General features: G+C 56.4%; 22 protein-coding genes and 2 pseudogenes. 15 read left to right on the top strand and 9 right to left on the bottom strand.

What is annotated here, in order from left to right:
- Positions 1–255 precede the first annotated feature (255 nt).
- Entirely contained in the window at positions 256–1575 is a 1320-nt protein-coding gene (locus tag NAO55_RS07685; protein WP_068506210.1) for an OprD family porin, read from the bottom strand.
- 305 nt (positions 1576–1880) lie between these two features.
- Here NAO55_RS07685 and NAO55_RS07690 point away from each other — a divergent pair, with 305 nt between their 5' ends.
- Genes NAO55_RS07690 through NAO55_RS07700 form a run of 3 tightly spaced genes read left to right on the top strand, consistent with a single transcriptional unit; the run spans position 1881 to position 7655 of the window.
- The gene (locus NAO55_RS07690) at positions 1881–3122 is read left to right on the top strand and encodes a TolC family protein (RefSeq protein WP_068506209.1); all 1242 of its coding nucleotides are present in this window, start codon (positions 1881–1883) and stop codon (positions 3120–3122) included.
- A gap of 41 nt (positions 3123–3163) precedes the next feature.
- Entirely contained in the window at positions 3164–4471 is a 1308-nt protein-coding gene (locus NAO55_RS07695) for an efflux RND transporter periplasmic adaptor subunit (RefSeq protein WP_013982155.1), read from the top strand.
- Between the two features lie 19 nt (positions 4472–4490).
- Positions 4491–7655, top strand: coding sequence for a CusA/CzcA family heavy metal efflux RND transporter (locus NAO55_RS07700; protein WP_019405741.1), 3165 nt, complete (start codon positions 4491–4493; stop codon positions 7653–7655).
- A gap of 227 nt (positions 7656–7882) precedes the next feature.
- Here NAO55_RS07700 and NAO55_RS07705 read toward each other — a convergent pair whose 3' ends face one another.
- Entirely contained in the window at positions 7883–8113 is a 231-nt protein-coding gene (locus NAO55_RS07705; RefSeq protein ID WP_003282470.1) for a hypothetical protein, read from the bottom strand.
- Between the two features lie 400 nt (positions 8114–8513).
- Between NAO55_RS07705 and NAO55_RS07710 the strand changes: the two genes are divergently transcribed.
- Positions 8514–9434: a cation diffusion facilitator family transporter gene (locus tag NAO55_RS07710; RefSeq protein ID WP_011914465.1), complete on the top strand. Its 921-nt coding sequence runs from the start codon at positions 8514–8516 to the stop codon at positions 9432–9434.
- A 393-nt stretch (positions 9435–9827) separates the two neighbouring features.
- Here the strand turns inward: NAO55_RS07710 and merR are convergent, their stop codons facing one another.
- Positions 9828–10226, bottom strand: a complete 399-nt coding sequence (gene merR / locus NAO55_RS07720) for a mercury resistance transcriptional regulator MerR (RefSeq protein WP_003089120.1) — start codon at positions 10224–10226, stop codon at positions 9828–9830.
- Positions 10227–10300: 74 nt separating this feature from the next.
- Here merR and NAO55_RS07725 point away from each other — a divergent pair, with 74 nt between their 5' ends.
- The 3 genes from NAO55_RS07725 to NAO55_RS07735 are packed head-to-tail and all read left to right on the top strand — an operon-like array spanning position 10301 to position 11159.
- Entirely contained in the window at positions 10301–10651 is a 351-nt protein-coding gene (locus NAO55_RS07725) for a mercuric transporter MerT family protein (protein WP_003089115.1), read from the top strand.
- A gap of 12 nt (positions 10652–10663) precedes the next feature.
- The gene (merP, locus tag NAO55_RS07730) at positions 10664–10939 is read left to right on the top strand and encodes a mercury resistance system periplasmic binding protein MerP (RefSeq protein WP_003150552.1); all 276 of its coding nucleotides are present in this window, start codon (positions 10664–10666) and stop codon (positions 10937–10939) included.
- A gap of 7 nt (positions 10940–10946) precedes the next feature.
- Positions 10947–11159 carry a GDCCVxC domain-containing (seleno)protein gene (locus tag NAO55_RS07735; protein ID WP_003089113.1) on the top strand — a complete coding sequence of 71 codons (213 nt, stop codon included), beginning with the start codon at positions 10947–10949 and terminating at the stop codon, positions 11157–11159.
- 12 nt (positions 11160–11171) lie between these two features.
- Here NAO55_RS07735 and NAO55_RS07740 read toward each other — a convergent pair whose 3' ends face one another.
- The 4 genes from NAO55_RS07740 to NAO55_RS07755 all read right to left on the bottom strand — a co-directional run bounded on the left by NAO55_RS07740 (position 11172) and on the right by NAO55_RS07755 (position 15904).
- Positions 11172–14165 carry a Tn3 family transposase gene (locus NAO55_RS07740; RefSeq protein ID WP_003299771.1) on the bottom strand — a complete coding sequence of 998 codons (2994 nt, stop codon included), beginning with the start codon at positions 14163–14165 and terminating at the stop codon, positions 11172–11174.
- A gap of 3 nt (positions 14166–14168) precedes the next feature.
- Complete coding sequence (locus NAO55_RS07745) at positions 14169–14579, bottom strand: putative toxin-antitoxin system toxin component, PIN family (protein WP_003150546.1); 411 nt, start codon at positions 14577–14579, stop codon at positions 14169–14171.
- Positions 14579–14818: a ribbon-helix-helix domain-containing protein gene (locus NAO55_RS07750; RefSeq protein ID WP_003089107.1), complete on the bottom strand. Its 240-nt coding sequence runs from the start codon at positions 14816–14818 to the stop codon at positions 14579–14581. The genes NAO55_RS07745 and NAO55_RS07750 overlap by 1 nt, the downstream gene beginning before the upstream one ends.
- A gap of 192 nt (positions 14819–15010) precedes the next feature.
- Complete coding sequence (locus tag NAO55_RS07755) at positions 15011–15904, bottom strand: site-specific integrase (RefSeq protein WP_003291594.1); 894 nt, start codon at positions 15902–15904, stop codon at positions 15011–15013.
- Between the two features lie 570 nt (positions 15905–16474).
- Between NAO55_RS07755 and NAO55_RS07760 the strand changes: the two genes are divergently transcribed.
- The gene (locus tag NAO55_RS07760; RefSeq protein WP_102838576.1) at positions 16475–16909 is read left to right on the top strand and encodes a hypothetical protein; all 435 of its coding nucleotides are present in this window, start codon (positions 16475–16477) and stop codon (positions 16907–16909) included.
- A gap of 257 nt (positions 16910–17166) precedes the next feature.
- A pseudogene (gene tcmP, locus NAO55_RS07765) lies at positions 17167–17799 on the top strand (three-Cys-motif partner protein TcmP); the annotation flags it as partial.
- A 90-nt stretch (positions 17800–17889) separates the two neighbouring features.
- On the opposite strand, the pseudogene NAO55_RS07770 reads toward tcmP, so the two are convergent.
- Positions 17890–18569 (bottom strand): annotated as a pseudogene (locus NAO55_RS07770) (heavy metal response regulator transcription factor).
- A gap of 430 nt (positions 18570–18999) precedes the next feature.
- Here NAO55_RS07770 and NAO55_RS07775 point away from each other — a divergent pair.
- From NAO55_RS07775 to NAO55_RS07800, 6 genes are all read left to right on the top strand, one after another.
- A complete protein-coding gene (locus NAO55_RS07775) occupies positions 19000–19209 on the top strand; it encodes a co-regulatory protein PtrA N-terminal domain-containing protein (RefSeq protein WP_015275566.1) in 210 nt (69 codons plus the stop codon).
- 548 nt (positions 19210–19757) lie between these two features.
- On the top strand, positions 19758–21599 hold the full coding sequence (locus NAO55_RS07780; protein WP_019407031.1) for a copper resistance system multicopper oxidase: 1842 nt from the start codon (positions 19758–19760) through the stop codon (positions 21597–21599).
- 12 nt (positions 21600–21611) lie between these two features.
- Positions 21612–21914, top strand: a complete 303-nt coding sequence (locus NAO55_RS07785) for a hypothetical protein (RefSeq protein WP_014822233.1) — start codon at positions 21612–21614, stop codon at positions 21912–21914.
- Complete coding sequence (locus tag NAO55_RS07790; protein ID WP_037002812.1) at positions 21904–22902, top strand: copper resistance protein B; 999 nt, start codon at positions 21904–21906, stop codon at positions 22900–22902. The genes NAO55_RS07785 and NAO55_RS07790 overlap by 11 nt, the downstream gene beginning before the upstream one ends.
- A 9-nt stretch (positions 22903–22911) precedes the next feature.
- Complete coding sequence (locus NAO55_RS07795) at positions 22912–23727, top strand: c-type cytochrome (RefSeq protein ID WP_019407033.1); 816 nt, start codon at positions 22912–22914, stop codon at positions 23725–23727.
- A gap of 469 nt (positions 23728–24196) precedes the next feature.
- The gene (locus NAO55_RS07800; protein ID WP_017245518.1) at positions 24197–24526 is read left to right on the top strand and encodes a four-helix bundle copper-binding protein; all 330 of its coding nucleotides are present in this window, start codon (positions 24197–24199) and stop codon (positions 24524–24526) included.
- Between the two features lie 189 nt (positions 24527–24715).
- Here NAO55_RS07800 and NAO55_RS07805 read toward each other — a convergent pair whose 3' ends face one another.
- Positions 24716–26482, bottom strand: coding sequence for a hypothetical protein (locus NAO55_RS07805; protein ID WP_230357661.1), 1767 nt, complete (start codon positions 26480–26482; stop codon positions 24716–24718).
- Between the last annotated feature and the right edge of the window lie 6 nt (positions 26483–26488).

A 26488-nucleotide genomic window follows, 5' to 3' on the forward strand; every position in this document is an offset into this window, starting at 1 on the left:
CAACTAGGCCAAGACTAACGCGGCTTGCCCAGCATGGAAGGCTGGCCGTAAAGATCAGCCTAGGGAAGCGGGAAGCACTTTAACGCGGTAAAAGTCCTGCGGGGCTGTCTTGCAAATTTGTAATCTACCTGTCATTTGGTTGGCCCGCAGCGCAAGGAGGTGCACTTAAGCAAAAAAAGGCGCCCTACGGGCGCCTGAAACACATCTTCAAACCAAGGGAGCACAAAAAGAAGATGTGGTGTTGCTCGTAGTGCTTCACAGGATCGAGAGCGGGTACTCGGCGATGAATCGAACCTCATTGTAGTCGGACTCGAAAGCAGTCGCCCGTGTTGTAGCCTGGCGCACCCGCAGAGAGAGGTCCTTGAACGAGCCTGTCTGTACAACGTAGCGTGCTTCGACGTCGCGTTCCCAGCGCTTCTGTCCGGACAGAGGCGCGCCGTTATCGTCTTGGCGCATATATACCTCATTTGCGTTGCTGTAATCGGCGCCCCAGCCGCGGGCGTAGCGAGTCATGAACGTAAGCCCAGGTATGCCGTAACCCGCCATGTTCAGGTCATAACGCAGCATCCAGGACTGCTCTTTAGGTGAGTTGAAATCACTGTACTGGATGGAGTTATTCAGGTAGATCGAGTCCGCTTGGCGCAAGTAGTCGAAGTCGTTGTTACCGTTGTTGCGTTGATAGGACGCCGTGACGGTGTGCGCGCCGAAGGCGACACCGAGGCTGGTACTCCAGATGTTGTTGTTAAACTCGCCAAGCAGCTCGCGACCTTCGTCGGTTGCCTTGTAGTAATTGAAGCTGGCCAGCAGCGCGACCAAATCGGAGAGCGGATAGGTGGCCGACGTACCGAAGTAATGCTGGTTCCAGGCATCTTTGAGCCGGCTGGTATACAGGCTAAGGCTGATATTTTCATTAACGCTGTAGTCGCCGCCTGCGTAGCCAAGCCAAGGCGCGTCGACACCCCCGCCGTAGAAGGTGACGAAGTCTTCGTTCATGTTGCTGGTGTTGGGCTGGCTCATCGCGTGCAGGCGCCCGCCCTGAAGAGTGAGGTCGTCTAGAGAGTTGTTCACGACGGTGAAGCCCTTGAAAGACTCCGGCAATAGTCGTGAATCCCCGAAATGCACGACGGGCGTGGTGGGAAATACGTCGCCTGCCTTAATCTCGGTATCGAGCAGCCGTGCTTTCACAGCGCCGCCCACCCGAGAGAAATCATCCTCGGCATCGCCAGCGCTGTTGTGGGGCACCAGGTCGATGCTGCCGCCCGCGCCGGAGCGCCCCGAACCAGTGTCGAGCTTGAGGCCAAGCATGGCAAAGGCGTCGACGCCGACCCCTACGGAGCCCTGAGTATATCCGGACTCGAAGAAGGCCATCAGTCCGTGGGCCCATTCCTCCGAGTAGCCATTGCCGTTGGCACTCTCACCGTCACGAAAATCCCGGTTGAAATAGAAGTTGCGATTTATCAGCGATAGCGTGCTGCCTTCGATGAAGCCCTCCGCTGTTTCCGATTGGGCAAAGACTGGGGCGCTGCCCAATGCCAGTGAAACGGCTGTCAATGAAAAAACGGCCATTTTGCTCATGATAATGCTCCTTATGTACGGCAGGTCAGTGCTCGAATGACGCCTTTCGCCTTTTTGTATTTTTAGCGCTTGGCCATGTTCTTCCCCTAAAGATGACGGCAGGATTAGCGGAAAATGACGATCTCGTAATCTTGAGCGGTGCAATCGCAGATATTCCTTGGATTACAAATTTGTAATGTCGTAGTCACCCGGCCGATATCCGCGCTTATCTAAAGTCACGCCGCTTAGCCATCAGCTATCTGGCCGGTTTAGTGCGGCTGAGGAAACGCTATCGACGAAGGGGGCACTGCACTGCAGTGTTGCGTATGTATCAAAAGAAACGCTTGTATCTGCTTGCTAGCGGGCTGCTTGGGCTCGGGCTGGCACTAATGTCGCTCGAGGTGGGCGCGCAAGACGGTCTGACACTGGAGCGGGCCGTGTCCCTTGCGTATGAACGCAACCCAGAATTTTCCGCTGCGCGGTCGGAGATCGGCATCGCAAGCGGTCTGCGCCGCCAAGCTGGGGTTATCCCGAACCCGGAATTAGGGTTCGAGGTGGAAGACACTCAGTCCGACCGCCAGACCCGCTCAATTACAATCACCCAGTCGATCGAGTTGGGCGGCAAGCGCGGCGCTCGAATCGGCGTGGCGGATGCTAATCGCTCGATGGTGGATGCCGATCTCGACCTTCGACGCCAAGGATTACGTGCAGATGTGATCCAGGCATTCTTCGCCGCCCTGCGCGCCCAAGAAGGCATGCGACTGGCCGAGGCCTCTCTGTCATTGGCCGAACGGGCTGCTAAGGTCGCCGATGCACAGGTCGATGCCGGAAAAGTTTCGCCAGTGGAGGCGACGCGCGCCGATATGCAACTGGCGACCGTACAACTGGACCTGCGGCGAGCACGCCAGGAATGGGACAACGCTCGACAGATGCTAGCGCGCCTGCTCGGGACCGACGCACCGGAGTTTGGCAGTTTGCTGGGCAGTTTCGAACACCTGCCAGATGTGCCTAGCGAATCTGCATTATTGGCGCGCGTGCGTGAGAGTGCCGATATGCGTAGGGCTCTGCGCCAAGTGGCCTTGAGTGAAGCCGAGCTGGGGCTTCAGCGAAGCCAGCGCTACCCGGACATAAGCGTCAGTATCGGTAGCCAGTACGACGAAATCGAGCGTGAGCGCGTCAACCTCGTCGGCCTCTCTGTTCCGCTGCCTTTATTCGATCGTAACCAAGGCAATGTTCTGGCGGCCGCACGGCGGGCGGAGCAGGCGCGTGATCTTCGTAATGCGGCAGAGCTGCGCGTTCGTGCGGAGATCCAGCAGGCCCTTCGCGACTGGCGTACCGCACGTGCAGACGTCGAGGAAATACGCAACCGGATACTGCCGGCAGGACAGCGAACCGTGGAAGCGGCCACACGTGGTTTCAGTCTTGGCCGCTTCGCGTTCCTCGACGTGCTCGACGCACAGCGTGCGCTGATAGATGCACGCACGCGCTATCTGCAGTCATTGCAAGCCGTGGTCGACGCCTGGGCGCGTATCGAGCGGCTGTACGGACCTACCACTACCTTCGAATGACCGAAACGCCGCCATTACGTATTGGCGGTGGGGGAGCTTGCATGAAAAAACAGACGGGAATCGCTCTGGCGGTCGCTTTGGTACTGCTGACCGGCGTTGGCGTAAAACAGGGCTTCGTTCTTGAGGCGCAGGCCAGCGATAACAAGGCTGAGCACGCCGAGGATGGCCACGCGCATGAGGATGGAGAAAGCGGTCACGAGGAATCTGAGAACGACCATGGGGACGAAGACGGTCATGACGCTGAAGGCGATGGCCACGGCCATGGTGACGAAAGCGGTCATGGCGGTGAGGAGGACGAGCACGGCAACGAAACGCATGCCGAAGGTGAGATTGAGCTTTCCGAAGAGCAGATACGTGCCGCAGGCATTCAGCTAAGCAAGGCCGGACCGGCTGAAATCGGCTCGTCTGTATCTTTGCCGGGCGAGCTGCGTTTCGACGAAGACCGTACCGCACATGTCGTGCCCCGTGTGGCCGGCGTTGTCGAATCGGTTTCGGTCAACCTGGGTGACCAAGTGAAGAAGGGCCAGTTGCTGGCGGTTATCGCCAGCGAGCAGCTGTCCGAGCAGCGTAGTGAGCTGGCTGCCGCCGAGCAGCGCCTCCGGCTGGCTCGCACCTTGTTCGAGCGTGAGCGCACCCTATGGCAGGAGCGTATCTCTGCAGAACAGGACTATTTGCAGGCCCAGCAGAGCCTGCGCGTAGCAGAAATCGACTTGCGTAATGCCCAAGAAAAAACACGGGCGCTGGGCGGCGGAAGTGGCGCAGGCGTAGGCAACCGCTACGAGCTGCGCGCACCTTTCGATGCAGTGGTCGTCGAGAAGCATATTGTGCTGGGCGAGCGTGTGGATGAAACGACCAGCGTCTTCACACTGACTGACTTGTCGCGGGTTTGGGCCACGTTCAGCGTACCTGCCCGTGATTTGATGCGCGTAACCGTCGGCCGAGAAGTCGAAGTTGTTGCCGGCGAGCTAGGCGTGCGAACAATGGGGAAGGTCGCCCATGTGGGCAGCCTGCTGGGCGAGCAGACGCGTGCCGCGACAGCCCGCGTGACCCTGGCCAACCCCGATGGGGCTTGGCGTCCCGGTCTTTTCGTGACGGTCCGAGTTAGCGCCGACGGACGTAGTGTTCCGGTCACGGTTCCAGTCGAGGCGGTCCAGACCGTCGAAAACGCGCCGACGGTTTTCGTTCGCACGCCGCACGGCTTCCAGGCGCACCCGGTTTCGCTGGGCCAGCGCGACGAAAATCGCGTGGAAATTCGTGACGGATTGCAGGCCGGCCAACAGATCGCGACCGCTGGCAGCTTCATCCTGAAATCCGAACTCGGCAAAGGCTCCGCCGAGCACGTTCACTGATCCTCCGGATACCTAACTCATGTTCGAACGTATTCTTCGCTTCGCCATCGAGCAGCGCTGGCTAGTGCTGCTGGCGGTCTTGGGCATGGCGGGCGTCGGGGTTTATAGCTATCAGCGCTTACCTATCGACGCTGTGCCCGACATCACCAATGTACAGGTTCAAATTAACGCCGCAGTCCCAGGCGCGTCGCCGCTTGAAACCGAGCAACGCGTTACCTTCCCCATCGAGACGGCGATGGCCGGCTTGCCCCACCTGCGCCAGACACGTTCATTATCGCGCTCCGGGTTCGCTCAGATCACCGTAATCTTTGATGATGGCACCGATCTCTATTTCGCCCGGCAATTGGTGAGTGAACGGCTGCAGGCCGCGAGCAACGAGCTTCCGCAGGGCGTGGAGGTCACTCTCGGTCCCATCTCCACCGGCCTGGGGGAAATCTTCCTCTGGACGGTCGAGGCCGAGCCCGAGGCGCGCCGTCCTGATGGTCAGCCCTACACGCCGACCGACCTGCGTGAAATCCAGGACTGGATCATCAAGCCGCAGCTGCGAAACGTTCGAGGCGTTGCCGAGATCAACACGATCGGTGGCTTCGCCAAAGAGTATCAGGTAGCGCCCGATCCGAAGCGCATGGCCGCGTACCGAATCACTCTGGAACAACTTGTAGTTGCGCTCGAACGTAACAACGCCAACGTCGGCGCCGGCTTCATCGAGCGTAATGGCGAACAATTGTCGATCCGCACACCCGGCCAGCTCGGCTCCCCCGAGGACATTGGCAATATCGTCCTGAGCAACGCAGGCGGTGCGCCCGTGCGGGTACGCGATATTGCCGAAGTGGGGATCGGTCGCGAGCTGCGCTCTGGCGCGGCCACCGACAATGGACGCGAGGTGGTCCTTGGGACCGCGTTCATGCTGGTAGGAGAAAATAGCCGTAGCGTGTCGCAGGCCGTCGCGCAGCGCTTGGAGATTATCAACCAGAACCTGCCAAAAGGCGTAAGCGCGATAACGGTCTATGACCGGACCGACCTCGTAGACAAGGCAATCGCCACGGTTCGCAAGAACCTGATCGAAGGCGCGATCCTGGTTATCGCCGTGCTGTTTCTCTTCCTCGGCAACCTGCGTGCAGCCCTGATCACAGCAATGGTCATCCCGTTGTCCATGCTGTTCACCTTCACCGGCATGGCCACCAACAAAGTCAGTGCCAACCTCATGAGCCTAGGGGCTCTCGACTTCGGCATCATCGTCGACGGTGCGGTGGTCATCGTCGAAAACGCCATCCGCCGGCTTGCCCACGCGCAGGAAAAACATGGCAGGATTCTGACCCGTAGCGAGCGTTTCCACGAAGTATTCGCGGCGGCCAAGGAGGCACGGCGTCCGCTCATCTACGGCCAGCTGATCATCATGGTGGTCTACCTGCCCATCTTTGCGCTCACTGGTGTCGAGGGGAAGATGTTCCACCCCATGGCATTCACCGTGGTAATCGCACTGTTGGGTGCCATGATTCTATCGGTCACCTTCGTGCCCGCTGCTGTTGCGCTTTTTGTCACCGGTAAGGTGCAAGAGAAGGACAACCGCCTGATGCGCGCGGCGCGCAATGGCTATGCGCCCGTGCTCGACTGGGTCATGCGTCATCGCACATTGGTATTCAGTGGCGCCGTCGCTAGCGTGCTGCTGTCTGCCCTGCTGGTGATGCGAATGGGTAGCGAGTTCATTCCGAGCCTTAGCGAGGGTGATTTTGCGCTTCAAGCTCTGCGCGTTCCAGGGACCAGCCTCTCCCAATCCGTGGATATGCAGCAGCGGCTGGAAAAGGCAATTGCCGAGCAGGTCCCGGAGGTCAAGCGTACATTTGCCCGAACCGGCACCGCCGAGATCGCGGCTGACCCGATGCCGCCGAATATTTCGGACAGCTATGTGATGCTCAAGCCCAAGGAAGAATGGCCAGATCCGGACAAATCCCGCGAGCAGCTCATTGAGGACATCCAAAAGGCGGCCGCATCTGTGCCGGGCAGCAACTATGAGATGTCTCAGCCGATCCAGTTACGCTTTAACGAGCTAATTTCCGGAGTTCGCAGCGATGTGGCCGTTAAGGTGTTCGGGGACGATATGGATGTTCTCAACAAAACAGCTGATGACATCGCGGCGATATTGCAAGACGTACCAGGCGCTTCCGAAGTTAAAGTGGAGCAGACGACGGGCCTCCCATTGCTGAGCGTCAATGTGGATCGTGACAAGGCGGCACGCTTCGGGCTCAACATCGGCGATGTGCAGGATACCGTCGCCGCCGCGATTGGCGGACGGGAAGCCGGAACCTTTTTTGAGGGTGACCGTCGTTTCGACATCGTTGTTCGTCTTTCCGATACGCTGCGTGCCGATCCGGATGTGCTGGCTCGCCTGCCGATTCCGGTGCCAGCGGTAGCGGGTGCTGCCAACGACCGAATCGACTTTATCCCGCTGGCTGAGGTTGCCACGCTGGAATTCGTGCTGGGCCCGAATCAGATCAGCCGTGAGGATGGCAAGCGTCTGGTGGTGGTAAGCGCCAACGTTCGAGGGCGTGACATTGGCAGTTTCGTCCAAGATGCGTCTGCAGCAATCGCTGAACGAAACCCGGTACCGCCCGGTTACTGGACGACGTGGGGTGGGCAGTTCGAGCAGCTGCAGGCTGCCGCCAAGCGCCTGCAGCTGGTCGTCCCAGTCGCCTTACTGCTGGTCTTCGTGCTGCTGTTCATGATGTTCAACACACTGCGCGATGGGCTGGTCGTCTTCACTGGCATTCCGTTCGCGCTTACTGGGGGAATTCTTGCACTCTGGCTCCGGGACATTCCCCTCTCAATTTCCGCTGGCGTCGGGTTCATCGCGTTGTCGGGTGTGGCAGTACTCAACGGACTGGTGATGATTGCTTTCATTAAAGGATTGCTAGAGGAAGGCCGGCCTTTATCCGAGGCTGTGCGTGAGGGCGCACTGGTGCGATTGCGCCCAGTCCTGATGACAGCGCTGGTGGCGTCGCTCGGCTTCGTCCCAATGGCGTTGGCCACAGGGACCGGCGCGGAAGTCCAACGGCCTCTGGCGACCGTGGTCATTGGCGGCATCCTGTCCTCGACAGCACTGACGCTGCTGGTATTGCCTGCGCTCTATTACACGGCTCTGCAGCGCCGCATGAAACGCAACGAAGAGGATGAGGACGCGAGCTGATATTGGTTTTCTCCCAACGTAGGCCAGGCTTGATGCCTGGCCTTTTTATGAATATCCAATCGAAGCTTCGAAGGGTTCACTGAAAGGATTTGTGGCCCCAATGCGCTGGTAACGACTGACGGGTACGTTATCGAGAAACAAAAAAAGCGCCTCGAAAGGCGCTTAAATACAGCTTTACCAACGGGATTCGGAAGCTATCGGAGGCGAAGATTGTTCGGGTGAAGCGGTTATTCAGTTTTGGATTCTTTCTTTATTTGCATATTGCTCTGATCCGGGCGCGGATTCTTAGCTTCTAGTCCGTCTATTTTTTCTTCACCAGACTCGGTTTCGTGAATCCGTTTTTGTTCTGCACGAAACTTTTCGTTAAATTTCATTGAACGATCGTAGCCGTCTCCTGCATAGGATAATGCGGAGCCGAAGATTACCGATCCAACAATAATAGCTTTCAACAGATTCATATGGGCAGTCCTCGCTAAATTCAAAGTGGCTTGTTGAGCTTTCCCGGTGAGCTCTACAGGTTCTAACGAATTTTGCGCGACTGAAGATAACGGCAGTGTGAGCCAAACATTACATTATTGAAATGTAATCTTCCGCTGTGCAGCTTGAACCACGAAAGATGATGTGAAGATTACAAATCTGTCATATTCAGATCATGACAAGGGTTAGCCAGTTATCGGCGTATTGAAGGCAATGGCGCACGAACTCGGGCGATGATGGTCGGATTTCTGTCAACGGTTTGGAGGCTGTCTCCGTGTCAGACGGTACAAAGGCACTAGTATATTTATTTGTTGCTATAGACGACCGTTTGGCTTCCTGTGCTTAGTCTTTTTTTAGATTTTTAAGGGTGGTTAAAAACCAATGGGCCACGAACATAACCATAACACCGAAGCTATAGGCGATAAGCGTCTAATTGCTGCTATAGGCGTTAACGCCGCATTAACACTGGCACAAATAGTCGGTGGAATACTCTCTGGTAGCTTATCACTCATTGCTGACGCGCTACATAATTTGAGCGATGCCGCATCACTGGTTATTGCGCTGATCGCACGTAAGATCGGTCGCAGACCGCCAGATGCATTTAAAACCTTTGGCTATCGACGCAGTGAAACCATAGCGGCTTTGATCAACTTGGTCACCCTGATCATCGTCGGTCTCTATCTTATTTACGAGGCCATAGGCCGGTTGTTTTCCCCGCAGCCCATTGAAGGTTGGACAGTGGTCGTGGTCGCGGGAATAGCCTTGGTTGTAGATATCGTCACGGCCTTTCTCACCTACACAATGTCCAAGAACAGCATGAATATAAAGGCGGCATTCTTGCACAATGTGTCGGATGCGCTGGCCTCCGTCGGCGTTGTTATCGCCGGGACATTGATACTTCTGTATGGGTGGTACTGGGCGGATACTGTACTGACACTGATGATTGCTGGCTACGTGCTCTGGCAAGGCTTTAGCATGCTGCCTAAAACCATCCATCTGTTAATGGAGGGCGCGCCAGAAGGCGTTTCCGTCGCTGATATAATCAATGTCATGGAACAAGTAAACGACGTCGAGGGCGTTCACCACGTGCATGTTTGGGAAATCGCTGAGCATACAATTGCACTGGAAGCACATGTTGTCATCAAGAAGGCGAGTCTGCCTGGGATCGAACGAGTGAAGACTGATTTGAAACGTGTACTCCATGAGCAATTCAAAATCAGCCACTCGACACTCGAGATGGAGCTAGACGGCAGTGTTTGTCTCGACACCAAGCAGACCGACAATCACTGCAGCGAAGCATAAGCTTACTATGCGCTACAATTAAAACAAGGTATTAACAGAGCGAATAGCCGAATATCACTTATTGGCGCTATGCCCTCGACCTGCGACATATTTCAGGTATATAGATAAGCAGCTCGTCACGATAAAATTCAGCTAACTCAAGTGCACCTGCCGCAGGCTGACGCGATAGCAAGTCTCCTAGCCACTACCACTGACAACGCTCAGATCCAGCGGCGGACGCGGGCGCGGTAGCGAACGAATGATTCGCCGAACAGCGCCTCTAGCGCCCACTCTTCGGGTGCGATCTGGAAACGGTTCATGTAGGGGTTTGGGGAGCAATGGAACCAAAAACCAACGTAAGCTCTGAATCCCACCGTAAAGGGGCTTTCCGATCTCCAGCTCACCCGCCAGGCATTACTCTCTGATCAGTGCCTCGATGATCGGGCAGATCGTTCCGCCGTCTCCCGCATCACATTGCTGCACCAGTTCGCCTAACAGTTGCTGCATGACGACCAAGTCGGCCATCTTCTGCTCGATCAACGCGAGCTTGCGTGCAGCCCGTGCTCGCGTTTCGGCACAGGCGCACGACTCATCCAGCGTCAGCAGTCCACCGACTTCCGAGAGCGTGAAACCCAGCGCCTGAGCCCGCTTGATGAAACGCAGTCGCTTCACCATGTCCACCGGATAGCGCCGATGGCCACCCAAGGGTTTGGCTGGTTCATCCAGCAGCCCGCGTCGCTGGTAGTAGCGGATCGTCTCGACGTTCACCCCGGCGGCGTCTGCCAGCTTGCCAATGGTCAGCTCTGTGGCCATCACTTTCTCCTTGATTCCGTACTTTGGTACGGAGTTTAGAATAGCACCTAGGCAATCAGGCTCAGGAGATGGGAATGGGGATGCAACTCACCGGGAAAGGCTCGCTGGTCGCGAGTTCGCTGACCGCCATCGGTGCGTCGGTGTGCTGTGTCGGGCCACTGGTGCTGTTGGCACTCGGTGTCGGCGGTACGTGGGTGGGCGCTCTGACCATGATGGAGCCACTACGCCCCCTCTTCATCGGGTTGACTCTACTGTTCCTGGGATTGGCATTCCGCAAGCTCTACCTGGTGCCACAGGTTTGTACGCCAGGTACACCCTGCGCCGATCCGCGCACGCTCGTGCGACAGCGACTCGTGTTCTGGATCGTCAGCGTGCTGCTGCTCGGCCTATTGGCCGTGCCGTGGCTCGCCCCGCTGTTCTACTGAAGGAGATTAACCATGCGCAAACTGCTGATCGCCGTGCTTTTCGCCTTGCCCTTCGTGGCGCTGGCGGCTCCCCCGAAAACCGTCACGCTCGACGTGCAGAACATGACGTGCGGACTCTGTCCGATCACGGTCAAGAAGTCGCTGGAGAAGGTGTCCGGCGTGAGTGACGTCCAGGTCAATTTCGACCAGAAGACGGCGACCGTCACCTACGATCCCGATAAGGCCCAGCCCGAGGCACTGACTGAGGCGACCGCGAACGCGGGATACCCCTCCACAGTGCAGAAGTGAGGTCACGATGAGCGCCATTGTCCTTGAGTCCGTGCTGACTTGCCCGCGCTGCGGCTTCGCCAAGCCGGAAACCATGCCCACGGACGCCTGCCAGTTCTATTACGAGTGCAGCAACTGCAAGGCGCTGCTGCGCCCCAACCCAGGGGATTGCTGCGTTTTCTGTTCGTTCGGCTCGGTGAAGTGCCCGCCGATCCAGCAGCAGCTTGGGTGTTGCTCATAGCGTTTAGGGGGATCACAGGTCGTCGTCTGGATTACGCAGTGGCCGCAGCTCGCCGCGCGCAACTTCTTCCGGTACCGCAAAGGAATACCGCCCGAGCATGTTGATGTGCTCGTAGATCAGCGGCGATAGCCGGGCCAAATCCTCTTCCAGCACTGGATAGCCGTGCTGCTTGAGCCGTTCCACGGCCGCCGTCATGTAGAGGGTGTTCCACAGCACGATGATGTTCACCACCAGGCCCAGAGCACCGAGCTGGTCTTCCTGGCCTTCGCGGTAGCGCTGGCGGAGCTCGCCGCGTTTGCCGTGGAACACGGCGCGGGCCAGGCTGTGCCGGCCTTCGCCTCGGTTCAACTGGGTCAGGGTGGCGCGGCGCTTGGACTCGTCGTCGATATAGGTCAACGTGTGCAGAGTCTTTTCGATCCGCCCGAATTCGGCCAGCGCCTGGGCCAGCCGGGTGGGTCTATCTCCCGTTTGCAGCGTGCGCATGATGCCAGTCGCCGGCACCCGGCCGAGTTTGAGCGAGCCGGCCAGGCGCAGCAGGTCGTCCCAGTGCTCGGCGATCAGGTCGAGTTTGACCGACTGGCGGGCCAGCCCGTTGAGCTTGCCGTAGTCCGCGTCCGGGCGCGTGCGCCAGAAGCGGGTACCGCCGACATCGGCCAGCCGCGGACTGAAGTGGTAGCCAAGTAGGCGGAAGAGCCCGAACACCACATCGCTGTAGGCCCCGGTGTCGGTCATGATTTGCGTCGGCTGCAACTCGGTCTGCTGTTCCAGCACGACCGCCAGCAACACCAGGCTGTCGCGCAGCGTGCCGGGCACGGTGATGGCGTTGAGGCCGGAGAATTGGTCGGAAATCAGGTTGTACCAGGTGACACCCCGGCCGGTGCCGAAATACTTCGGATTGGGGCCGGCATGCACGGTGCGCACCGGTACGACGAAGCGCATGCCATCGGCGGAGGCGACCTCGCCGCCACCCCAGACTTGGGCCAGTTCCAGTTGGCTTTGCGCTCCGACCAGGATGGCGTTAGCCGCTGACAGGGTGTCGTCGCGGATATAATTCTGGCTGACCCAGGACAGCCGGTCACGGCGCAGCGCCGGGTTGTCGGTGCGGATCAAGGGCTCCAGGCCGGTGTTGCAGGCCCCGCCCAACAGCACCGCGCAGAGGCTGGTGACCAGGTTGTCGGCGCGTGCATTGCGTTCGGAGACATGGGTGAAGGCCTCGGAAAAGCCAGTGCGGGCGGCGATTTCCAAGAGGATTTCCGGCAGATCGACACGCGGCATCAGGTCAGACACGGCCGCCCGCAGTTGCAGCAACGAGCAGGGCTCGTCCAGCTTGTCCAGCGCCCCGAGCGACAGTTCGGTCTTGCCCTCGGTGTTCTCGCTCAGTTGAATCGCCGGGTTGTCGGGCAGGCGCGCGGCTACTGCCAGCCAGGTTGCATCCAGCTCGACGGACAAGGCGTCCAGGGTGGTTTTGGCGTCGATGGTCAGGCCCAGTGACCGGCAGATGATCGGTCGCGCCGCCAGCCATTCGGCACCGTCGAGCAGGCCAAGGCGCGGGTCGGCATAGCGCCAACTGGGCGAGACGAAGACATCGCGGCGGCGCAGGGCCGTGCGCAGCGCATCGAGCGTGCAGAACACATAGGCACCCATGTCGAGGGAGCCATCTTCGCGGGTGATGTGCTTCTGCCAAGCCTTGGCCACGATCTCCTGCGGCGCGTCATCCTCTGGCTTCCGGCGCGGCAGGTTCAGTTGCAGCCACTCCAGACTAGCCGCCACGCCCTTGCCGGCCGGGCTGAAGCCGAAGCGGATGTGCTTGAGCAGGTCGGGCAGGAAGCGGCGCACGCTGCGGTAGCGCGCTTCCAATGCAAGAAAATAGACGTCATCTACCGGGCGGATCAGCGCGTTGACCTCTTCCAGGGCCTTTTCCAGGGTGGTCCTCGGCAGGTCGTTGAACAGCCGGGCGCGCACGTTGTCATCGCTGATCGAGCTGTCCAGCACGACCTTGCACGCGGCGGCGAGCGTCGCGGCCGACCGATCCAGGTCTTTCAGGCTGCGCATGCGGGCTTTCTTGTCGGCCTTCTCCGCGTTGCTGAACAGGTCGCGCAGCAAGGCCTCCAGGACTTCCAGTGCGTCGTCGTGCGCAGTCGCCTCCAGGCAGAGTGCGAAGGCCACCAGTGTCGCCATCCGCCGCGACGCCGGCAGCCGATTAATCGCGGTGACCTTGGCCGTGTTGGCGAAGCGGGCCAGGGCGGCGATACGGCTGGGAGGGATGTGCGCCGCCGCCGGCAAGGTGATGCCGATGCCGCGCACGTCATCGAGCCGGCGCAGTGCCCGAATCAACGCGGGGCCACTGACCATGACCGGGCCGGAGCGCAATTGATCCAGCCGGGAGCTGCGGTTGCCTTCGGCCACCGTCAGCAAGTCTTGCAGTTGCAATCGCTGTTCCTCAGTCACGCTGCGGCCCAGCGTAAACCAGAGGCGTTCTTCGACCCGACTGCGCAACTGGGCGATAAAGCGCTCTAGTTGAGACACACCAGGCAGGAGGACTTTCTGTGTGAACAGCCACGAGGTGGCTCGCTCAAACAGCACTCCCGGCCGGTCGGTGCCCGTCCAGCAGAGGGCATACAGCCAGCGGCTCAAGCGAAAGCCGATGCCCGGATCGGTGAAATGACGATAGCCAAAGCGGTTCTGAATATCGGTGGCATGTATCCAGCGGCGATGATCGCTATAGCGCTGGAGGCAGTCGGGGTCTGGAATCGCCAGTTGTCGGCAAAGCACCTGCAGGACTTCCACCGGCACGGCGGCGGGCTTGTCCGGCAGAACGCCAACGAAGCGGACGGTGGTCAGCAGAACGGCATAACCCAGACGGTTATGGTTACCCCGCAGCACCTGGATGGCTTCACGGTCTTCATCGCTCAGGTGGAAGTAACGTTCCAGCTCTTCACGGCTGGGCGAATCAACATAGCGGCCAAAACCGTCGCGTTGCTCTTGAGTCAGAAAACCGACCGGCATTGATCACAGCACCTCGACGCAGAACACGGCGGGCGTGACGATCCGCGTGCGTTCGATGTGCCCGCGTTGCAGCAGGCCGGCGCGGCGATCACCGGTTACCAGGTAGTCCGCATCGCCCGCCAAGGCCATGGCCAGCAAAAACGAGTCATCCGGATCATCGGCTTCGACCTCGATGGTCAGGCGCTCCAGTACCACAGCCCGTTGCAGGTTATTGATCATGGCGCCCACCTTGGCGGGCTGTAGGATGGCCTGAAGCTTGGGATAGCGGCTGGCTCGACGAATTTCATCGAGTTGCATCCGCGAGGTCACCACCTCGAAACGCGCCGCCCGCCAGGCACGGTAGATCGCATCGGGCGCGCCATGTGGCGAGATCAGGGCGCTGAACAGGATGTTGGTATCCAACACGACCCGCATCAGCGCTTACGTGCCCAGTCGAGCGCTTCGTCAACCGCGTTGGTCAATTCTGCCTCACTCAGATGGGCGTTAGCGGCCTTGGCCTGCTCAGCGCTCAGCTCCAGGATGTGTGCCCGTACCGCTTCTTCGATGAAGCGCGACAGGTCGCCCTTACGGCCGCCGCCCTGGCTGGCCAGAAACATCCGAAGCGACTGGTCGGTGTCGGCCGAGACGGCGACATTCCAGCGAATGGTATTCATAGCGTTCTCCGCTAATAGGTGTTTGTGTGTTTATACGCCAATCACAAAGGGCGATGCAATGGTTCGACAAAACGAACAGATACCTGAGCGTTGACGACGTAAAGGTGGAAACCGCTATCAAAACCAGAGCTAGATACAAACGCTCTATAGCCTAAGGAATTCATGATTGTCCGCTGAAATGACCACATCACCTCAGCCGTCAGCGACCTCAGTCCTACGATCCAAGTCTCGCTGATCATTAAGAGCCACGGCGTCCGCACGCATTCGAGCAGGCACTGTATCTCTCACCTTTGAAAAGTCAGCATCGCTTGCAGGCTTAACCTTAACCGCTTCTGCACGTCCAAATCTTTTATCGCCATAGCGGCTAATCGAATCGGTAGCCTGGTGCCCCATGACGTATGCCATTTCTATTGCGGACATGCCTGAGGCTTTCAGATTTGAGCCGAACTGGTGACGAAGTGTGTACATACTCGGCACCTTCCTCCTACCGAATAGCTCAGTAGCGACTTGGTGAAGCGCAACGCGTATTGAATCCATACTGCGCGGCTGACATTTAAAAGCAGCGAGAGCGTTTCTCAAGATATTGCAGACGTCTCCATCAGCCTCAAGCGTTCGGCTAGCGCCGCGTAAACCGTTGTGGCTAAGCTTTGCACCGGATATATGGATGCGCCGGCCATCGATAGAAATTCCGTTAAGCTCGCATGGTCGCGCTCCGGTAAGAGATATCACCATTAAAGCTCCCGCTTCGACAGGCATATCTCGTTCAGCCAGACACCGTAGCCACGCTTCGAAATCAGCGGTAGAAAGCTTCTGCGGACGTCGCTGCTTTTTCTTTCGCGGCAGATTTAACACAGTGACCGGATTGAGCGTACGATTGATTTCTTGGGCAGCCCAGAAATTTCCTCGATGCTTTTGATCAAACGCCAAAGCGTTACGTAGGCGCCGATAATAATCCGGGCGGTAATCAGGGGCCGCCCGTAGTAAAGCACCAATAATATTGAGCTCATCAAGCTCAACGCCCTGCATCCGAGTCGCATAAAAATTACTGGCCAAACTAATATAGGCGCTTTGAGTCTCTGCATTCATATTATTCTTCTAATTATTATTTGCGTGACACATGCCACACAATCAATTATTGCAAATACGAAAACAAAAAAACAACAACCAGAGCATTATTTTTTATATAACCCCAAAAGCCAAACATTGCAAAGGTGCAAAAATTCTATCCTTTCTATATCGCATTCCGGACTTTGGTTCGTTGGCCAAGAACGCACCATGTTACCTGACCCATCAAGACAACCCGCCGGGAGCAGCACATAGACCGACTGGATAGCGTCGGGTATCAGCAGGTGCTTCCACTCTTTCAGCCGATTCACATTTTAAAATGCGAGAACCAAGTAGAGTAATTTTAAATTGCGCTCACAGCCTGGGTCGGCGACGGACTGGCGCGATCGCTTACCGAGACACCACTGCCCACGGCATACTGCTTGTGCCACTTTTAAATTATGAGTTTTGGGTCGAACACTCTACTAGATAGCCAGCCGAACGGCCTCCGGGGCGTTAACCAGAGACTGCATAAAAATACAGTTAGCCTATTGCCTTTTTTAAGCAGAGCAACTTAGAATTATGAACAGAACAACAACCTGAGGAAAAATCATGTCTATCCTAATTCTTAACCGCGAGCGCGACGAAGTCGGCGGTCAATACCTAGTAGCAAGCATTCACGGTGTGGAACACTGCGTATCACTTGATGATGACTATCCGGAGAAAATCCCAGATTCAGATGATATAGTCCACCGCATTAATGCAGATGACTTCAATGAGCTTTCTGAGAAGGTACGCTCCTACGTGCGCAAGCACAGCATAGCCCCCATCCATTCACTCGATGACGTTAGGCTGCTGGCGATGCAGCTCGGCGATATGAAAGCAAAGACCTACGAAATCGACGAAGAAGGTCATGGCCTCACGCTCCGTGACTGTAGCGTAGATAAAGGTGTACGCATCCTAGCTCGTAAATTTCAGAGTACATATCAGGCGCATCGCTGGCTGACCGAGCAACTGGATATTTTGAGTTTCAATGCACCACGGTAAGCGTGCACGCGCTAATGTCCCGCCATTGCATTCCCAATCAAAAGCCGCATGCAACCGAGGCGCGCTATATATAAAGACGTTTAATCGACTAAATTGACTTCAATGTGACTCGGTTAGACGTTGGCTTTATTGTAGATCGCCTGATTAGCTTGAAGACTGCCCACTTCAAATCTTTACTGTCTCGGTAGCCTTTCATTTACTAATGCCCGGCAACCGACGCACGCTTATAGATTGCACCAACAAAAGCGCATGGCATGCTGAAAGAGCTGAAGGCACATCAGCCTCGCAATTGGCAGTACCTGATCCAACGCCATCTGTCTGAAGGGATCAAACAGGAAAGCGGTGCCCAGTACATGACCGTGTTCTTCATCCGCCCTGCTGGCAGCAACCCGATGGCCTATTGGTTTATCCATCTGGCGAACAACTACCGCGCCAACGATGTGATGAAGAAGATCCACTGGAAATACGGCAACAACTTTTCCCATATGCTGTCGCCTTCCAGCTTTTTCGGCTACGACGCCAATCGGGATATCGCCGTGACAGGCCAACACGATTTGCTGTTGGATGAGCATCACTTCGACGATGCCACCGATGACCGCGTCCGAGGAGAACTTTCAGAGCTCTTGCCCAAACAGGTCTACGAGGTAGAACGGCAACCTTTTTTGGGCCTGATGAGCGGATTGACCAACTACACCATGGCTGACGAGTTTCGCGTAAAGCAGGCGCTCGATATCGCTGTTGCGACCGGTGATTTGCTGGCGGTCGGTAAGGATGGCAAGACCAGGCGTCGCAAGGGCACTAGCATCAAATCCAGTGATATTCTGATAGCTCCCCCGCAGAGACCCATCTTCTTCGTGCCACAGCTGAAGAAATCCAGCTCGGAGAACTGAGGTTCGGCACCGCTCCTTGCTCGGTGGCTCGCCTTAACCGCATCGGTACCGGTAGCTTGGCCCATCGCGTGAAATGCCGAGCATTTCGCTCTAGGGGTCTGGCGCGTCGATCAAATAGCCCATCCCACGCGCGGTTTGTATGAGCTTAGGTTCGAACTCATCATCGATTTTTGCTCTCAGCCGTCGTACCGCCACCTCAATCACATTGGTATCGCTGTCGAAATTCATGTCCCATACTTGGGAGGCGATAAGGGACTTTGAGAGCACTTCCCCGCGACGCCGAAGTAATAGCTCAAGAAGTGCGAATTCCTTTGCAGTTAGGTCTATTCGTTTCCCCGATCGCGTAACTCGACGCCTGAGCAGATCGACCTCAAGGTCGAGGAGTTTGAGTATTGTTTGGTTGGGGACATTATTGCCGCGGCGAAGCAACGTACGGATCCTGGCTAGCAATTCGGAGAAGGCAAACGGCTTGATGAGATAATCATCAGCGCCCAACTCCAATCCCTTTACTCGATCCTGAACCCCGTCTCGGGCGGTGAGAAAGAGCACGGGAACCTCATTACCAGCAGCGCGGACTTTCTGTAAAACCTGCCACCCATCCAGGCCAGGCATCATCACGTCTAAGATGAGCAAGTCGTATGTGGTATGAAGCGCGTGCTGAGCAGCATCGGTCCCGTTTTCAACTCTATCGACTGTGAAGCCTGCCTCTGAAAGCCCTGCTGTAGGTAGGTGCCTGTTTTCGGCTCGTCTTCAGCAACAAGAAGCTTCATGAAAGTATTCCCTCCGGCATTTGGAGCAGTGTGCCGATTGTCAGGGCGTGCAGCCAGTACCTTACAGAAACGTAATGCTCGCATCATCTGTCTGACAGCTTGTAGCGTTAACGTCTACATCAGCAGTTGCTCCCACACTCTGCTTTTTGGCCTTTTCCATGCTCCTTTGGCCTATCGGCGCCTAGATGGCGCCCTTTTTTTGCCCGCTGGAAACAAGACCTATTTGCCTGAACGAAAAGGCACCATGCACGCTACCTGCGCTTTCGCTTGGGCTCACTGCCTTTATGCATTACTGACGAAACCGTAATGTCTAAATCAGGGTTCTGACAGGAACGCTCGGTTAGCTTAGACACAAGACCAAGCCAAAGCCAAAGCCTCTATTTATGGAGCTGCGCTGGGTCTCCCATGTCTTCGAACGAGGTAACAAGTAATGAAATTCTTCAGATCCGTTTCTGTACTGCTCGCCATCGCAGCAAGCTCTTCCTATGCAATGGCAGAAGGTGGTGGTGATCGTACCTTTGCTCGTATGGAGCAGGCTCGCCAAATAGCGATCGCTAGTTATCAGGCTGACCAGAAGGACCAAGCCCAGGAGGTAGCCTCAAAAGCAACTTCAGCGAAGCACGCCCACGCTAATTGCTGAAGCGAAACCTTACGCAACTGTGACCATGCACCTCTCGGAACTGTGGCAGCTTTCTCGGATGTTGTAGTTGCCACGGTGTTGGTAGTTGTAACATTCGTTGGAAGAACCGGCGATATCAGTATTAACAGCGCACATTATTTTAAGCGATTATTATCAAAGCTGCAGCCTAAATTAAACTATTAAGATGATCGGAATATAATAATGTGAAGGCAGCGGTTAGAGGCTGATGGTATTAGCCGTACATTGAGCAATCTTTGACTTCAATGAGTATCGTTGCAACCGGATCCTTGCACGGAAATCAAAAGCCATTGCGCAGCTTCCACCTGGAGATTGACATGCTCACAGGCGATTTTTTGGGCGATTTCTGAAGCGCTTTAAGCTTACAAAAATGTAATCCCGCGTCTTTCTTAGGCATGCCATATTTACGATTAAAGGCGAGTCGCTTGATAAGACAGACCGTGCGCGAGTTTCTAAGATCAATTAACGCTGGCAACACCAACCTTACGGCTGGTTTCGGCTTGGCTCCTTAGTTTGATTGGAACCTACACATGCAACGTAAAACCTCTAGGCGAACCTTTGTTAAAGGCTTGACTGCCGCAGGCATCCTTGGCGGTCTTGGCTTGTGGCGAGCTCCGGTCTGGGCAGTGACTAGCCCAGGCCAGCCCAGCGTACTAAGTGGCACGGAGTTCGATCTGCTGATTGGGGAGACGCCGGTCAATATCACCGGCGCGGCCCGGACAGCGATGACTATCAATGGGACCATCCCAGGGCCGCTTCTACGTTGGCGTGAAGGGGATACCGTCACGCTGCGAGTCAGAAATAAGTTGAGCGAAGATACATCGATTCACTGGCACGGCATGATCCTGCCGGCCAACATGGATGGCGTGCCTGGATTGAGCTTCCACGGCATCGCTCCCGATGGCATGTATGTCTACAAGTTTCAGGTTAAACAGAACGGTACCTATTGGTACCACAGTCATTCAGGCCTACAAGAGCAGCTTGGTGTCTATGGTCCCTTGGTCATCGATGCGAAGGATCCCGAACCGTTCAGCTATGACCGCGACTATGTGGTGATGTTGACTGATTGGTCCGATGAGGATCCCGCTCGAATCCTTTCTAAGCTCAAGAAGCAGTCCGATTATTACAACTTCCACAAGCGCACTGTCGGAGACTTCATTAACGACGTGAGCGAAGACGGCTGGGCCGCTACGATTGCGAATCGGAAAATGTGGGCTCAGATGAAAATGAGTCCCACCGACCTCGCCGACGTAAGCGGCTACACCTATACCTATCTAATGAACGGCCAAGCACCCGACGGGAACTGGACCGGCATCTTTAAGCCCGGCGAGAAGCTTCGTCTGCGGTTCATCAACGGCTCGGCCATGAGCTATTTCGATGTCCGCATTCCAGGGCTGAAGATGACTGTAGTCGCAGCCGATGGCCAATACGTCAACCCAGTTAGCGTCGACGAATTCCGCATTGCCGTGGCAGAAACCTACGATGTGATTGTCGAGCCTGCGACCGAGGAGGCTTACACGATCTTCGCCCAATCGATGGATCGCACAGGATACGCCCGTGGCACGCTAGCGGTTGCCGAAGGGCTGAGCGCTCCTGTTCCAGAAACCGATCCTCGACCACTAATCACCATGGACGACATGGGGATGGATCACGGCAGCATGGGCGGTATGGCGGGCATGGACCATGGCGGCGACATGGGCGCGATGGACCATAGCAACATGTCCGGCATGAACCACGGTGACATGCAAGGGATGGGCGACATGGGCGCAATGGCCGGCATGGATCACAGCAAAATGGGTGGGATGTCCGGGATGGACCACTCTGGAATGGCTGGGATGAGCGCAGGTATGCAATCGCACCCGCCCTCAGAGTCCAATAACCCACTGGTGGACATGCAGACCATGAGCCCAACTCATAGGCTGAACGATCCCGGTATTGGCTTACGAGACAACGGCCGCCGAGTCCTGACCTATGGCGACTTGAGAAGCACTTTCCCCGATCCGGACGGCCGTGAGCCCAGTCGGACGATCGAACTCCATCTCACCGGCCACATGGAGAAGTTCTCCTGGTCATTTGACGGCATAGAGTTCTCTGATTCGGAGCCCCTGCGGCTCAAATATGGCGAGCGGGTACGCATCACTTTGGTCAACGACACCATGATGACCCATCCGATTCATCTGCATGGTATGTGGAGCGATCTTGAGGATGAGAATGGAAAGTTCATGGTTCGCAAGCACACGATCGACATGCCTCCAGGTTCGAAGCGCAGCTACCGCGTGACAGCCGATGCACTCGGGCGTTGGGCTTATCACTGTCACCTACTGCTTCACATGGAAATGGGCATGTTTCGTGAAGTCCGAGTGGACGAGTAAGAGGAACTTTATATGGGAAATTTTATGAAGCGTAAAACTCTTATCGGCAGCGCGTTAATGTTCAGTCTGCTGGGCGTAATGAATATATCAGCTGCGTTTGCAGAGCAAACGCATGATCAGCACAAGCAACCATCGGCTTCGTCGCAAAATTCAGGCAACAAGCCGGCATCTCAGACACAAGGCTCCTCTAACTCAGAAATGGACCACGGCGACATGGGTCATGGCTCGATGGACCATGGTGAAATGGACCATGGCAAGATGGATCATGACCCGAAGGCTACTGGTACTGAGGTGGATTCGCACCATGACCACTAGATCTTCTCGCTTTGCTCTTATTGCGCTCGGAGTTTCGTTGAGCGCAGCGGCTGGACGGATAGCCAACGCCGCCGAGATGATGGATCACTCGATGCATCAAACCCCTCCTATTCCGGCAGCTCAAGCCCCTGCATCTTCTGCCAAGCCCGCGGCAATGAATCATGGCTCCGGTGGGCAAATGGACCATTCTGCAATGGGTCATGGTGCGATGGACCATAGCAAGATGAACCATGGCCAAATGAAGCATGACGATACGCTCGAAATGCCCGGCATGGTTCATCCCTCGTTCATTCCAGTATTGACCGATGCGGATAGAGAAGCGGCTTTCCCTGGTCTTCAAGGTCATACGGTCCATGACAAGTATCTGGCCTGGTTCCTTCTGCTAGATCAACTTGAGTACCAGGACGCAAATGAAGGTAGCACCCTCAGTTGGGAAGCTACTGCCTGGGTTGGTGGCGATATCAATCGGTTCTGGTTTCGCTCGGAAGGTGAGCGAACGAATGGCGTTACTGAAGACGCGGAAATTCAGGCGCTTTACGGGCGTGCAATCAGTCCCTGGTGGGATGTAGTAGCAGGTGTTCGCCAGGACTTTAAGCCCGAGTCGCCGCAGACGTGGGCGGCTTTAGGCGTCCAGGGGATGGCGCTGTATGGGTTTGAGGCGGAAGCCACCGCCTTCGTCGGTGAAGGTGGGCAGACAGCAGCACGTTTTGAAGGCGAGTACGACATTCTCCTAACTAACCGGCTCATCCTCCAACCAACTGCCGAGCTCAATTTCTATGGCAAGGACGATCCTGCACGCGGAGTGGGCGCTGGTCTAGCAAATACAGAGGTGGGGCTCCGCCTCCGATACGAAATCGTTCGTGAGTTCGCACCGTACATCGGCGTCACGTGGAGCCGGGCATACGGTAATACCGCTGATATGGCGAGAGATGAGGGCGAAGACCTAGATGAGGCGCGGTTCGTTGCTGGCGTCAGGCTTTGGTTTTAAGGACCTTCGATGAAAAGAATAATTATTAGCTTCGCTGCCTTCTGTGCTCTGGGCCTGTTGGTAGTGGCCGGAGTTGTTTTCTCAGGACTGATTAGCGTTGCCGCGGATGATCCTCATACGGGAGTCGTGCACGCATTCCTGGAAACTGCTCGCAATCGCTCGATTGAGGTTCGTTCCGAAGACATAGTCGTGCCATCTCTCGACGATGAAGACCAAATCCGCGCCGGGGCGGGGAACTACGACTCGATGTGTGTGGGTTGTCATTTGGCGCCAGGCATGGCTGAGACCGAGCTAAGCAATGGCCTTTATCCCGCACCACCCAGCCTGGCTGAAGCGGGGCTATACGGTGACCCAGCAAAAACATTTTGGGTCATCAAGCATGGCATCAAGGCCACTGGGATGCCTGCGTGGGGTAAAAGCATGGCTGACCCGTACATCTGGGGAATGGTGGCTTTTCTGCAGAAGCTTCCTGAGTTAGATGAAGGAGCGTATCGAGCACTCGTTGCGTCTAGCGGTGGTCACCAGCATGGTGGTGGGGAGACCCCAGCTGGGCACGGTCAACAACATGGTGAGGTGGCCTTGGACAACCACCATCAGGGCGACAGTGGCGACTCGGATCACCATGGCTCTAGCAGCTCAAGTGATGCAGCCGGCCAATCAAACTTTGGTCACCATGGTAATAATGAAAGCGATGACCATCATGCGTCAGAGGAGCCCCAGGCGGTTAAACACAGCAATGGCAATGGCGGTGACAACGCCGATGCGGAAGGCAAATCTCCTTCAAAAAACCATGTACACGCAGACGGGAAGCAACACGACCACTAACATCCGGTATGTCTGTACCTAAGCGGTTCTGACCAGGCTCTTAGAAAGACGCCTCGGCACAAGCAAAGGGGGTCGGTCTTAGGCCATCCTAATTCGACGCAACGGTACCGGAGGGCTTTTCACAACCATTAGGCCGCAGGTCTAGTGACTCTCATAGTTAAGGGCTTTCGCTCCGGCCGTTCCCCATTGGATGCTCCCAGTCGTGGCGACCGGGAGCTCCCCATACCCCACCGGTTATCTAGAACAGACTAGCGAAGCCGGCTAAGCCATCGGAAGTTTGGCTCATCGTCTCCAACTGTCACCGCATACATCATATTCGGTACCGTTGCGCACCTTACAGCATTGTAATGAAGTTGGTCGAAACGGGCTCGGTAGGAGCGTGTCGTAATTCAGTGCCTGCTAATACGCTTATGAGGTATTTGGCTAGTAGGCACCGACGACATACCACTATCGAACCCTGGAGAACGCAATGACAAACTCAATGTTCGCTTCCTGTATCCAAGCTTGTTCGAACTGTGCCCTAGTGTGCGAAACGTGCGCCTCTGCTTGCCTGCGTGAGGATGACGTAAAAATGATGGCTCGCTGCATCGAGTTGGACCGTGACTGCGCAGACATTTGTAGGTTGGCCGCCACACTGATGAGCCGTGAAAGTGAGTACGCCAAGGAGTTCTGTGCCCTTTGCGCCAAGATCTGCCGCGCATGCGGTGAGGAATGCGCGAAACATCAGATGGATCACTGCCAAGAGTGTGCCAAAGCGTGCATGAAGTGCGCTGAAGAATGCGAGCGCATGGCTGCGTAACAATCTCGACTTGCTGCTCTGGCAAAGCTCATATCTCGTTGCCAGAGCCGCTTCGCCGGATTGACCGTTATATCCCAGCATGTGCAGAAGCTCAGCCAGCTGACTTGCTAGCAGAAAAGCCTAGATATCCGCAATGTTCATTTGGCTCTGCGCCCCGTAAGGAACATCTGGGCTGTGCGAGACAGGCTCTCACCCGCTTTTAAACAACAGTGCCTCAATTCGATCGTGTTCTTCCCGTGTCGGTAGAGCGGTTGAATTTACCTTGTCATCACTATTCGGCTGGCGATTTTCCGGTGGGCCAATTTCAGGGTGGTAAGCGCCATCTGCGTCGAATGCAACCCAGCCGTACCATTCTCGGATGACTTTGGAAGGATGGCCATCCTCCATTGCGACATACCAGTCCGCCAATCGGAAACGCTTACCGGCAAGCTTAGAAGTAGCCATTTCGGCTCGAACCAGCGCCAGATATAGCGGGTGCGGCAGTTCCTCTACGGCGCTGGTTTCGTCGAGCAAGAACGTGAACGAGGCGTGCGACGGTTGCTCTGTAGAACCGGCTCGCTCCTCTTCCTCGCCTAAGGTAAACACAGGAGCAAAACCGCCCCCCTCTGTTCTGAAGTTGGTCGTCTGGCCTTGGTAGACCCTGGCAGCGTTCCACTGCACCTCGCCAGCATAAGCGTACGCGCGCAGGTCAAACTTCATCGGTCGTACCTGAGGGTCGGCGACGGTTCTACGCTCGCCAGGAGCTACAAGGGACTGGGCGACGTAGTTTCCGCCAACGATTTCTTCCCAAACGCGCTTGGTGAGCTTGTCTCCTCGGTATGCACCGCGACTACCAAACCCGCTGACGGGCTTGAAGAAGAGGCTACGGCGGTTTTGCCAGAGGTGCTCTGCGTTACCATGCCCGACAGGCACGGTAAGCGGGACGTATTGGGCCAATACGGCTCGGATTTGCTGACCAACGCCAATCTCTTCCAAAAAACGTCCGTTGGTTAGGTCAACCAACCGGCGTTTGTCGGCATAAAGGGCATAGGCCTGAGGGTGCGGCGTTACCGTCACGACATCAGCCAAATAAGCGCTGCGCAGCGCGCTGCAATTGTCACCTTCCAGATAGAAATCGGTGAGTCGGTTATAGACGAGATCCACAGGCTTTCCGTCGACCAAGAGGCACTCGTTGTGAAAGGCCAGATCGGCTGGGTCTGCGATTAGGCAGTCGATTCCTGCTGACTCGAATAACCGCTGAAAAAGAAGGAACTCCGGATACAGGTATTGGGCTTGTGGGCTTTCATCCAAGATCACCACGCGCGTGAGCGGACGTTGCTCGCCGCTCGCAGACCATTCTTGGGCGAACATATGCAGAATCGATTGTTCGAAGCCTCCGGGCCATTCCTGCCCCGGCGATAGTCCGACTACGCCGCTGCAACAACTGCGCTGCGCGCGGGCGAGCAATACGTTTAGCATCGCTCCGCCCGCATTTGTGTTTATTTCGATGAGCCCAAGCTTGTCCTCATCCAGATGAAAATCGTAGCCAAAGAAGACGCCCCGCGCGCGACGAGGGTTGTGTTGCGCAATAGGGGGGGCGGAATCCAGAGCATGCTCGCGCCAAGCGGGCAAACTCACGGTTCGCTCGATGGCTTGGATGACCTCACGCACCTGACGCAGTCGCGACGGCGAAACAAATACCGGTCGAGCAGCAAATACATGGGGGCAACGTGACTTCAATAGCTCTGACAACTCGGGATTTCCAAGCTGTTCGGACAATGCATTTGTGAGCGCAACCTGATCCAGGCTCACGCAGAAGCACGCTTCGTTGAGCGCTGCGGCCGTCGTACCGCATTTTCTCGATGAGGACGCTGTCACGGGAACCTCCAGGATCAAACATACAGGTTCGAAAGGCGTGACCTCTTTCGGTTCAGCCAGGCATTTCTCTAAAGCGTAGGTCAGGGTCGTTGTGGGCATCTGCCA

The sequence above is a fragment of the Stutzerimonas frequens genome, assembly GCF_024448335.1.
In the GTDB taxonomy this organism is placed as follows: Bacteria; Pseudomonadota; Gammaproteobacteria; order Pseudomonadales; family Pseudomonadaceae; genus Stutzerimonas; species Stutzerimonas frequens.

Excerpts from the sequence above, each read along its gene's own strand:
- NAO55_RS07685 (WP_068506210.1), bottom strand. The coding sequence starts at position 1,575 with ATGAGCAAAATGGCCGTTTTTTCATTGACAGCCGTTTCACTGGCATTG.
- NAO55_RS07690 (WP_068506209.1), top strand. The coding sequence starts at position 1,881 with ATGTATCAAAAGAAACGCTTGTATCTGCTTGCTAGCGGGCTGCTTGGG.
- NAO55_RS07695 (WP_013982155.1), top strand. The coding sequence starts at position 3,164 with ATGAAAAAACAGACGGGAATCGCTCTGGCGGTCGCTTTGGTACTGCTG.
- NAO55_RS07700 (WP_019405741.1), top strand. The coding sequence starts at position 4,491 with ATGTTCGAACGTATTCTTCGCTTCGCCATCGAGCAGCGCTGGCTAGTG.
- NAO55_RS07705 (WP_003282470.1), bottom strand. The coding sequence starts at position 8,113 with ATGAATCTGTTGAAAGCTATTATTGTTGGATCGGTAATCTTCGGCTCC.
- NAO55_RS07710 (WP_011914465.1), top strand. The coding sequence starts at position 8,514 with ATGGGCCACGAACATAACCATAACACCGAAGCTATAGGCGATAAGCGT.
- merR (WP_003089120.1), bottom strand. The coding sequence starts at position 10,226 with ATGGCCACAGAGCTGACCATTGGCAAGCTGGCAGACGCCGCCGGGGTG.
- NAO55_RS07725 (WP_003089115.1), top strand. The coding sequence starts at position 10,301 with ATGGGGATGCAACTCACCGGGAAAGGCTCGCTGGTCGCGAGTTCGCTG.
- merP (WP_003150552.1), top strand. The coding sequence starts at position 10,664 with ATGCGCAAACTGCTGATCGCCGTGCTTTTCGCCTTGCCCTTCGTGGCG.
- NAO55_RS07735 (WP_003089113.1), top strand. The coding sequence starts at position 10,947 with ATGAGCGCCATTGTCCTTGAGTCCGTGCTGACTTGCCCGCGCTGCGGC.
- NAO55_RS07740 (WP_003299771.1), bottom strand. The coding sequence starts at position 14,165 with ATGCCGGTCGGTTTTCTGACTCAAGAGCAACGCGACGGTTTTGGCCGC.
- NAO55_RS07745 (WP_003150546.1), bottom strand. The coding sequence starts at position 14,579 with ATGCGGGTCGTGTTGGATACCAACATCCTGTTCAGCGCCCTGATCTCG.
- NAO55_RS07750 (WP_003089107.1), bottom strand. The coding sequence starts at position 14,818 with ATGAATACCATTCGCTGGAATGTCGCCGTCTCGGCCGACACCGACCAG.
- NAO55_RS07755 (WP_003291594.1), bottom strand. The coding sequence starts at position 15,904 with ATGAATGCAGAGACTCAAAGCGCCTATATTAGTTTGGCCAGTAATTTT.
- NAO55_RS07760 (WP_102838576.1), top strand. The coding sequence starts at position 16,475 with ATGTCTATCCTAATTCTTAACCGCGAGCGCGACGAAGTCGGCGGTCAA.
- NAO55_RS07775 (WP_015275566.1), top strand. The coding sequence starts at position 19,000 with ATGAAATTCTTCAGATCCGTTTCTGTACTGCTCGCCATCGCAGCAAGC.
- NAO55_RS07780 (WP_019407031.1), top strand. The coding sequence starts at position 19,758 with ATGCAACGTAAAACCTCTAGGCGAACCTTTGTTAAAGGCTTGACTGCC.
- NAO55_RS07785 (WP_014822233.1), top strand. The coding sequence starts at position 21,612 with ATGGGAAATTTTATGAAGCGTAAAACTCTTATCGGCAGCGCGTTAATG.
- NAO55_RS07790 (WP_037002812.1), top strand. The coding sequence starts at position 21,904 with ATGACCACTAGATCTTCTCGCTTTGCTCTTATTGCGCTCGGAGTTTCG.
- NAO55_RS07795 (WP_019407033.1), top strand. The coding sequence starts at position 22,912 with ATGAAAAGAATAATTATTAGCTTCGCTGCCTTCTGTGCTCTGGGCCTG.
- NAO55_RS07800 (WP_017245518.1), top strand. The coding sequence starts at position 24,197 with ATGACAAACTCAATGTTCGCTTCCTGTATCCAAGCTTGTTCGAACTGT.
- NAO55_RS07805 (WP_230357661.1), bottom strand. The coding sequence starts at position 26,482 with ATGCCCACAACGACCCTGACCTACGCTTTAGAGAAATGCCTGGCTGAA.